Here is a 9,494-nt window from a genome sequence, read left to right on the forward strand (position 1 = left end):
GAGGATAAGATTCTCTCGTTTTCATCGAGGGTTACTATCTTTTCTCCCTCTTCTGCATGACGGCATGTCAATGAATGGCCGTCAATCTTGTCATAATCATACGTATGAAGAGGCTGCCCGATTTCGAGCATAACGTAATTGGCCGCATCAACCACATTATTGATTGGCCTGATTCCGTTGCTTCTCAGGCGGTTTTCAATCCACACAGGAGAACGTGTAATGGTGACATTTTCCAGGAGGCGTCCGCAAAAACGCTTGCAGTATTTGGAATCACTGATATGAACGGAAGCGCGGCCAGCAATCGGGAGACCCGTTTCCCTGACTGCGATTTCCCGCAAAGTGACCTTGCGGTTGAAAATTGCACCAACTTCAAGCGCCATACCTATCATACTGAAGCAGTCGGCTCTGTTGGCAGTCAGTTCCATTTCATAAACAACGTCATCCAAGTCAAATAAGGTATGAATATCATTCCCTACAGGTGTATCCTTGGGAAGAATCAGAATACCTTCCTTATTAAGTTCAGGATAAAGATTCAAATCAAGGCCCATCTCACCAGCGGAACACATCATTCCGGCAGATTCAACACCTCTGAGCTTTCCTGCCTTGATCAGTGTATCACCAAATTTCAGACCCGAAGGCTGGCTTGCATCATGAGTTGCCGGCACATGTGCACCATCCAGAGCGACCGGTACAATCTGTCCCGGTTCAACATTATGTGCACTGGTAACAATCTGAACGGTTTTGCCGCTTCCAACATTGACCTTGCAGACTAAAAGGCGGTCTGCATCAGGATGCTTGTCAACGCTGAGTATTTCCCCGGTTACAACGCCCCTGAGGTTCTTTCCCGGATAAATGACATGTTCAACCGGTATTCCGTCTATAGTCAGAGTTTCGGCCATTTCTTCAGCATCGAGGCCCTTTATATCAACTAATGTACTCAGCCATTTTAAAGATACATTCATTCTAATATCCCCTCTCTGTCTTAGAACTGTTCCAAAAATCTTACATCATTTTCATAGAAGTTTCTAAGATCATCAATTCCGTAAAGCAGCATGGCAATACGTTCAATACCCATACCGAAGGCAAAGCCGCTCACCTGCTGCGGATCATACCCGTTAAGGCTCAATACCTGAGGATGCACCATGCCGCAGCCAAGAATTTCCAGCCAGTCAGGATCTCCGCCCTCATCATGAGTTCTGGAAGCAAAGGAGATGTCGACTTCAGCAGATGGTTCTGTGAACGGGAAGTAGCTGGCTCTGAATCTGATCTTTGTATCGGAACCAAACAGATCCTTTAAGAAAATTTCCAGTGTTCCTTTCAAATCAGCAAAGCTGATGCCCTTATCGACGACTAAGCCTTCTACCTGATGGAATACAGGAGAATGTGTAGCATCATTATCCCAGCGGAAAACTTTGCCAGGAGCAATCATTCTGATTGGAGAGTTTGGTTCATGTCTTCTAAGGGTGCGGGCCTGAACCGGAGAAGTGTGTGTTCTTAAGAGAATTTCATTTGTTATGTAGAATGAATCCTGCATATCTCTGGCGGGATGATCTTTCGGCAGGTTGAGGCATTCAAAGTTATAATAATCCGATTCGATTTCCGGTCCTTCTTCGACAGAGTAACCCATACGAACAAAGGATTCCATGATCTTTCTCAAAGCTTTGTCCAATGGATGGACATGGCCGGCCTTATGGTGTCTGGCGGGCAGTGTAATATCAACGGTCTCATTTTTAATCTGGCTTTCGAGACGCTTTGCCTTAAGCTGTGCCTGCTTTTCACCGATGAAAGATTCAACAGCAGCCCTGACTGTATTCGCTGCAGTGCCGATAACCGGACGCTGGTCTGCGGGAACGTCTTTCATGTTTTTAAGGATTGCGGTCAGCTTTCCTTTCTTGCCAAGATAAAATACTTTGGCATCCTGCAGTTCTCTTTCATCAACTGCTGCACTGATTTTTTCTTCGGCAGATTTCATCAATTCAGCTAAATCAGTATTGATGAAATTAACAACCTCATTGCCAAGTTCCTTTGCAATTTTCATGAATTCGACATCCTCGAGCAATTTGTGAGATTTGATATCATTCAGCAGATTGTTTAAAGATTTGCGGACATCAGGCAGGTTTTCTACACTTAAGTCATCCTCTCTGCATTTTTTAAGCATTTGCTGAGCTTTTACCTTAAGCTCTTCTAAATCCTTGTCCATGTTCCAGTCCCCTCCTGTAAAAATACTTTTTTGATGTAATCAGAAAAGTGAACAATCAAATAATTAAATAAAAAAAGAACCCAGCCCCGGCAAAGGGGCGAGGTTCTCTTACTCGCGGTACCACCCTAATTTATATCTTGAAAACCTTAACGCAGTCCCTACGTTTGGCCTACTCCGTTCAGCCAAAAGCTCTGAAGTGAATAAACTCCGGTACCCTTCCAATGTTCCACTATCATCGGATCCCTATGAGAGAACTTGGGAGTTCTGTCTTCGTCATTGCTATAATGATAAAAATATTTTAACATTCCAGACGGAAATGTCAATTAAAATTTCCAATTAATACAATGCAGCATTGGCGATAACCAGTCTCTGTACCTGATTGGTTCCTTCATAAATCTGCATGATCTTGGCGTCGCGCATGTATTTTTCATTCGGATTTTCACGGGAATATCCATTGCCGCCCATAACCTGCACGGCAGTCGTAGTTACTTCCATTGCCACATCAGATGCATAGCACTTAGACATGGAAGAATACAGAGAAGCCTGTTTATCATTGTTCATTTCAAGCCAGCAGGCTTTATAAACAAGAGCTCTTGCAGCTTCTGTCTTCATGACCATATCGGCAATCATTTCCTGAACCATTTCGAACGATGCAATCTTCTGTCCGAACTGCTTGCGCTGGTGGGCATAGTGAATGGCATGTTCAAGAGCCGCCTGTGCAATGCCGACGGAAATGGCGCCTACAATAGGACGGGACTTCTCTAAAGTTTCCATCGCAATACGGAATCCCATACCATTTCTGCCTACCAGAGCCGTTACCGGCACGAAGCAGTCATCAAGAATGATTTCAGATGTAGCAGATGCTCTGATACCCATCTTGTCTTCTTCTTTGCCAATTGTAACGCCCGGTGTATTTCTATCCACCATAAATACAGTCAGCCCGCGAATGCCGCCGAATTCTCTTGTATTTGCAAAGAGAGTGATCTTATCAGCAATCGGTGCATTGGTGATGAAGCATTTCGTACCATTAAGCAGATATCCGCCTTCTACTTTTTTTGCCTTGCACGCAACAGCCCCGGCATCAGATCCTGCCCCCGGTTCGGTAAGTGCGAAACATGCCATGCCGCCCTTATTCAGGCAGTCGAAGTATTCTTTTTTCTGTTCTTCAGAACCCGCTACAACAACCGGGAAAGAAGCTAAGGAGTTAGCAGCACAGACAGTAGCAACACCAGCGCACCCCTTTGCGATTTCTTCTGTCACCAGAGCAACCGTAAGAAGATCAAGTCCTGGTCCGCCATACTCAGCTGGCACAGCCAGGGTAGTCATTCCTGACTGTTTCAAAATATTAAGAAGATCTTCATCCATAACTCCGCTTTTATCAATATCCAAGGCTCTGGGAGCTATTTCCTTCTCACTAATTTCTTTAGCTAATCCGATTAGCTCCTGCTGTTTGGCTGTCAGCGAAAAATCCATACTTTACCTCCATTAGGTACATAAAAATTAACAATACATCAGTTCAACGGTCTCTTCCCTATTTTGCTTATACTGTGAAATAGTCTGAAAAATCATCAGATGCAAGTTAATGCTGATCTCTGTAAAATTTTAGCATATCAGACATAATAAAGAAATAATCAGTTCTATAAAACAGGAAATCAATTATCTGACTTATTCATAATGAAGGGCATCAATTGGGTTCAATTTGGCAGCCTTTTGTGCTGGATATATACCAAAAATCAAACCAATAAGCACAGAGAATAAGAAAGATCCCAAGATTGGGGTTACTGTCAAAACCGTGGTTAAGGTAGAAACATAAGGAATGATCTTTGAAATAATAATTCCAAGGATGACCCCGATCAGCCCGCCGGCGACACTGACTGTCACAGATTCAATCAAGAACTGGACAATAATCATTTCATAAGTTGCTCCAAGTGCTTTCCTGATGCCGATTTCCTTGGTACGCTCCGTAACGGAAACGAGCATGATATTCATGATGCCGATACCGCCTACCAAAAGGGAAATAGCAGCGATACTTCCCAGGAAAATGGTCAATGTTCTGGTCGTTGATTCCATTGTCTTCAGAAGATCCTGAGAATTCTGAATGGAAAAATCATCATCAGCCCCGGTTGCTATATGATGCCTGAGTCTCAGCAGGTTCGTAACATCCGTTTCTATCTGGCTTAAATCACTGCTGTTTTCCGATGAGATGGCAATATTATTGACATATGTTATATGGAGCATTCTTTCCTGTACGGTAGTAAACGGAATGAGGATACGATCGTCCTGATCCATAAAGGAATACCCTTTCGCCTCAAGCAGTCCGATAACGGTAAACGGATCGCCATTGATACGTATCTTCTGCCCGATCGGGGATTCCTCTCCAAATAAGCTTGTTGCTACCGTCTGGCCGATAACAGCCACTCTTGCTCTTTCATTATATTCTCTTGCCGTCCAGAAACGTCCTTCTGAAACATTCAGATCTGAAAGCTTGGCATAGTCTTCTGTACATCCATAGATGCGGGTTGTCCAGTTCTTGTTGCCATTGACAACGACATAGCTCGTATTGACCAGCGGCGCTGCATAAGAGATATTAGGAAGATTCTTTATTGCTTCATAATCCTTGTATGTCAAAGTCTGCATAGAACCGGCAGCCGGCCTTATGCCGGGCTTTCTGCCTGTACCAGGAGTAATAGTGATTGTATTCGTTCCCAGGCTTGAGATATTGCTTTCGATTGATGACTGGACACCATAACCTATAGACATCAATGCAATGACCGCAGCAACACCGATAATAATACCGAGCATTGTCAATAGCGACCGCATTTTATTGCTGATGATAGAACTCCAGGCCATCAACACACTTTCAAAATATATATTTGTCATAGCAAACGCCCCTTAAAGTCTTTGCTAATATGGCCATCAGACAATACGACATGGCGGTTGGCATAATTGGCTACATCCGTTTCGTGGGTAACCAGTATAACCGTCTTCCCCATTTTATAAAGATCAGCAAATATCTCCATGACTTCCCTGGTCGAGTGGCTGTCAAGATTCCCTGTAGGTTCATCTGCCATGATAATGGCGGGATCATTGACCAATGCTCTGGCAATGGCAACGCGTTGTCTCTGGCCGCCTGACATTTCCGCCGGCATGTGGTCTATACGGTCACCCAGCCCCACTGATTCCAGCATTTTCACTGCACGTTCTTTGCGCTCTTTTTTAAAGACATTTCCATATATCATTGGAAGAATAACATTATCAAGAGCTGACAGGCGCGGCAGCAGATTAAAGCTCTGGAAAACAAATCCAATCTTCTTGTTTCTGGTATATGCCAATTCTTTATCTGTCAGATTAGCGACTTCTTTTCCGTCTAATTTATAGGACCCTTTTGTCGGCCGGTCAAGACAGCCTAAGATATTCATCAGTGTGGACTTGCCAGCCCCGGAAGGGCCCATAATCGACACGAATTCCCCCTTAGTGATGGAAAGATCTATATGCGTCAATACAGGCACTTCCTGATCACCGATGTAGTAACTCTTTCCTATTCCCTGGAGCCGGATAACTTCTTCAGCTTGCTCATCTGTTTTTATTGCCATTAGAACCCCGGTCCTCTCCGCGTATCCCTTGTCGTCGGAGCCGCAGTTTTTTCCTGAGATACAGTACCGCTTACGACGATTTGATCGCCTTCGCTTACACCAGAAAGCACCTCTACGGCCTTATCTGTCGTAATTCCTGTCTTTATATAGGACTTTTTGATTCCGTCTCCATCCTTTACATATAGGTAAGATCCATTTGAATCTGTTCTGACTGCAGTTACCGGAACAGTCAAGACATCATCATCCTGACGTCCCTTGATTGTTGCGCGGGCAGTCATAGAGGGGTAGAGCCCATCCAATTCGTCCTTATTGATTCCAACATAAACCGTATAATATACGACAGAGCTGGAAGAGCTGGAGGAAGAGCTGGATGAGGAATACTGCTTTTTGGAAATATCAGTAACAACACCATGGAATGTCTTATTCGGATACGCATCAACGGTGAATTCTACACCCTGTCCGACGGCTACTTCTCCAATATCTGTTTCATCTACCAGAAGCTCAATACGCATGGAAGAAAGGTCAGCAACGCTCACAATGACCATCTGGCTGGACAGCCCCTGGGAGACGGTTTCCCCTTCCTTCATTGGTTCACCGATGACAACCCCATCCATTGGGGAAACAATGACTGTATCATTGACATCTGCCTGTGCTTTGTCATAGGATGCCTGTGCATTCAAATAATCAAGTCTGGCATTGTCCATTTCCTGATAAGATATCGCTCCCTGTTTATAAAGGTTATTCAATCTGTCGTAATAGGATTCCTTATTCGACAATGTATTCTGAGCCTGTTTCATTGTGGAGGTCAGTGCTTTTGATTCGATGGTTGCCAATGTCTCGCCCTTAGTGACTTTTTCATTCTGCTTGACATAAACCTTTTCCAATGTACCGGATGCTGTCGCAGACAAATCAACGCTGTTTACCGGTTCAATAGTTCCTGTCGCATCAATAGACAAACCTATATTGCTCCTTGCAACAGTTCCCAGTGTGTAATCATCCTTTTTAGTTTCATTTGATTTCGTGTACCAATAGTATGCACCTGAAATAATAATCAAGATGACAACAATAATTGCTATTATGCCTTTTTTCTTTGTCATATACACCAACTCCTTATCGAGTGTTTGAATTCCATTCCCTATGGTTTAAATTATAGCACACATGATGCACTGCCCCCAATATCACTGAATCAAAAAAGGGCGGGTACGCCTGCGCCTGCATTACGTACTCACCCTTTTTGAAATTATATTCGTTCAATTAGAGATCCTGATAGAGCGGATACTTTTCACAAAGTTTTTTGACTCTTTCAGCACATGCTGATTTAACAGCTTCATCTTCAGGATTCTTGACTACTGTTGCAATGATATCAGCAATTTCAACAAAGTCTTCCTCAACAAGCCCTCTGGTTGTTAAGGCCGGGGATCCCAGACGAATGCCGCTTGTCACAAACGGGCTGAGCGTTTCGAATGGAATTGTGTTCTTATTGACAGTAATGCCGACTTCATCCAAAGCATTCTGTGCTATTTTGCCGGTTGTGCCTACGGCCTGCATATCAGCTAAGAGTACATGAGTATCCGTACCGCCGGAAACAACACGGATTCCGACACGCTGCAGTTCATCAGAAAGAACTTTTTCATTGCGTTTGATCTGTTTAGCGTATTGTTTGAAGTCATCAGAGAGTGCTTCACCGAAAGCAACCGCTTTTGCTGCAATGATATGCATCAGCGGTCCCCCCTGCATGCCTGGGAAAACAGCCTTATCAATGGCTTTTGCATACTGTTCCTTGCACATGATGACGCCGCCTCTTGGTCCGCGAAGTGTCTTATGTGTAGTTGTCGTTACGATATCTGCCCAAGGAATCGGACTTGGATATTCGCCGCCTGCAACCAGACCTGCAAAATGAGCCATATCGACCATGAATAATGCGCCAACTTCTTTTGCAATTGCTGCAATACGTTCAAAGTCGATAATACGGGAATACGCGCTGGTGCCGCCGATAATTAATTTTGGCTGTACTTCCTTGGCAATCTTTTCCATTGCTTCATAATCAAGAAGTTCATCTTCTTTTCTGACACCGTAAGGAACGAAATTGAAATAGTTTCCGGAGATATTGACCGTACTTCCGTGTGTCAGATGACCACCGTCCGTAAGGTTCATGCCCATGACTGTGTCACCAGGATTCAGCAGCCCATAATAAACGGCAAAATTTGCCTGTGAGCCGGAATGCGGCTGAACATTGACATGTTCTGCACCAAAAAGTTCTTTAGCACGGTCGATAGCCAATTGCTCAACGATATCAACATATTCACATCCGCCATAATATCTCTTGCCCGGATATCCTTCCGCATATTTATTGGTCAATACGCTTCCCTGAGCTTCCATTACAGCATAGCTGACAATATTTTCAGAGGCGATCATTTCCAGTTTATCCCTCTGGCGGCCTAATTCCTTCTGGATTGCTTCATATACTGCCTGATCAGCTTTTAAATGCTCCATATTCCCTTCCTCCTTGAAATCCCCACGAATTTAACTATTTCCAATTATCATTCCATAAAGAGATTCTGAAATCTTAATCCATTCCATCCTCTCTTGTATAATGGGCACGTTCACCACCTATAAGAGGCGGCCTGGTTTTTGCACCAGAAACATAAGCCTGTCCGATTCTGTTTGCTTTCAGCCGGATGGGTACAGCCACTCTTTTAAGATGCATTCCAATCATAGTCAAACCTATATCAATACCTCCGCTGGCAGCTACTCTTTCAACTGCAACAGGATCCTTGAACTGATAGAAGGCACTTGTAGAAAATGCACCGCCGGCATGAAGCCATGGAACGACTGTAACTTCATCATACCCAAAGAATTCAGCATCTTCCCTTTCCATAATGAGAGCACGGTTTAAATGTTCACAGCACTGAAAAGCAAGCCTCAAATGTCTTTTGCCCGCTTCCTCGATAATTGTACTTGTAACAGTCTTTCCAACTTCATAAGAGCTGTCCTTTCCAATCACGCCTCCCCTTACTTCACTGGACGATCCTCCGACCACAATTAAACTGCCAGGTTTAAACTGGGCTGTTTCGCAAAGCTCATTAAAGGAATTTCTTGTTTGTTCCTTGAGATCTTCATACATCTTACAATTCCTCGTTTTCTATCTTTTTTATTTTCTCCAAACGACGGGCATGACGTCCGCCCTCAAATTCACTGGATAAAAAAGTGTCGAGAATAGATTCAGCAAGTCCTGGCCCGATAACCCTTGCGCCAAGTGTCAATACATTGGCATCATTATGGGCACGGGTAAAGTGTGCTGAAAATTCATCACCGCACAGTGCCGCTCTGATTCCCTTCATTTTATTAGCTGCGACGCACATGCCGATACCGGTACCGCAAACAAGGACAGCATATGTTGCCTCGCCATTCTGCACCAGCCTGCACGCTTTTTCTGCATAGTCAGGGTAATCACAGGATTCTTCTGTATAAGTGCCGCAATCAACATAATCAATGTTCTTGTCGGATAAATGTTTAATCAAAACTGATTTTAATCCCACTCCGCCATGGTCACTTGCAATGGCTATTTTCATATTTCTCCCTTTCGTCAAAATACATAAACTTTTACGTAAAGTATACGCCTTATTGGAGTTTATTGCAAATAAATATGCACTATGTACGGTTTAAATGTATCAATTACCACTACTGCACTTAAAGCTTCC

The 9,494-nt window shown here is 43.8% G+C and carries 9 protein-coding genes; all 9 read right to left on the bottom strand.

The window, feature by feature from the left end; all coding sequences use genetic code 11:
• Positions 1-962: phenylalanine--tRNA ligase subunit beta (locus M3200_RS02475; RefSeq protein ID WP_288178088.1), on the bottom strand; the 962-nt coding region annotated here is incomplete at its 3' end.
• A 20-nt stretch (positions 963-982) separates the two neighbouring features.
• On the bottom strand, positions 983-1,996 hold the full coding sequence (pheS, locus tag M3200_RS02480; protein WP_502685331.1) for a phenylalanine--tRNA ligase subunit alpha: 1,014 nt from the start codon (positions 1,994-1,996) through the stop codon (positions 983-985).
• A gap of 540 nt (positions 1,997-2,536) precedes the next feature.
• Positions 2,537-3,673, bottom strand: coding sequence for an acyl-CoA dehydrogenase family protein (locus tag M3200_RS02485; RefSeq protein WP_022381963.1), 1,137 nt, complete (start codon positions 3,671-3,673; stop codon positions 2,537-2,539).
• A 192-nt stretch (positions 3,674-3,865) separates the two neighbouring features.
• Positions 3,866-5,080, bottom strand: a complete 1,215-nt coding sequence (locus tag M3200_RS02490; RefSeq protein ID WP_022381964.1) for an ABC transporter permease — start codon at positions 5,078-5,080, stop codon at positions 3,866-3,868.
• Positions 5,077-5,793, bottom strand: coding sequence for an ABC transporter ATP-binding protein (locus tag M3200_RS02495; protein WP_022381965.1), 717 nt, complete (start codon positions 5,791-5,793; stop codon positions 5,077-5,079). The genes M3200_RS02490 and M3200_RS02495 overlap by 4 nt, the downstream gene beginning before the upstream one ends.
• Complete coding sequence (locus M3200_RS02500; protein WP_022381966.1) at positions 5,793-6,890, bottom strand: efflux RND transporter periplasmic adaptor subunit; 1,098 nt, start codon at positions 6,888-6,890, stop codon at positions 5,793-5,795. Before M3200_RS02500 ends, M3200_RS02495 begins: the two co-directional genes overlap by 1 nt.
• A 157-nt stretch (positions 6,891-7,047) precedes the next feature.
• Positions 7,048-8,286, bottom strand: coding sequence for a serine hydroxymethyltransferase (gene glyA, locus M3200_RS02505; RefSeq protein ID WP_022381967.1), 1,239 nt, complete (start codon positions 8,284-8,286; stop codon positions 7,048-7,050).
• A gap of 73 nt (positions 8,287-8,359) precedes the next feature.
• Positions 8,360-8,917, bottom strand: a complete 558-nt coding sequence (locus M3200_RS02510) for a TIGR01440 family protein (protein WP_022381968.1) — start codon at positions 8,915-8,917, stop codon at positions 8,360-8,362.
• Position 8,918: 1 nt separating this feature from the next.
• Positions 8,919-9,365 carry a ribose 5-phosphate isomerase B gene (gene rpiB, locus M3200_RS02515; protein WP_022381969.1) on the bottom strand — a complete coding sequence of 149 codons (447 nt, stop codon included), beginning with the start codon at positions 9,363-9,365 and terminating at the stop codon, positions 8,919-8,921.
• Positions 9,366-9,494 lie beyond the last annotated feature (129 nt).

The organism is Dialister sp. CAG:357 (assembly GCF_000435155.1).
Taxonomy (GTDB): Bacteria; Bacillota; Negativicutes; order Veillonellales; family Dialisteraceae; genus Dialister; species Dialister hominis.

Coding starts and splice junctions, on each gene's coding strand:
- M3200_RS02485 (WP_022381963.1), bottom strand. CDS start 3,673: ATGGATTTTTCGCTGACAGCCAAACAGCAGGAGCTAATCGGATTAGCT.
- M3200_RS02490 (WP_022381964.1), bottom strand. CDS start 5,080: ATGACAAATATATATTTTGAAAGTGTGTTGATGGCCTGGAGTTCTATC.
- M3200_RS02495 (WP_022381965.1), bottom strand. CDS start 5,793: ATGGCAATAAAAACAGATGAGCAAGCTGAAGAAGTTATCCGGCTCCAG.
- M3200_RS02500 (WP_022381966.1), bottom strand. CDS start 6,890: ATGACAAAGAAAAAAGGCATAATAGCAATTATTGTTGTCATCTTGATT.
- glyA (WP_022381967.1), bottom strand. CDS start 8,286: ATGGAGCATTTAAAAGCTGATCAGGCAGTATATGAAGCAATCCAGAAG.
- M3200_RS02510 (WP_022381968.1), bottom strand. CDS start 8,917: ATGTATGAAGATCTCAAGGAACAAACAAGAAATTCCTTTAATGAGCTT.
- rpiB (WP_022381969.1), bottom strand. CDS start 9,365: ATGAAAATAGCCATTGCAAGTGACCATGGCGGAGTGGGATTAAAATCA.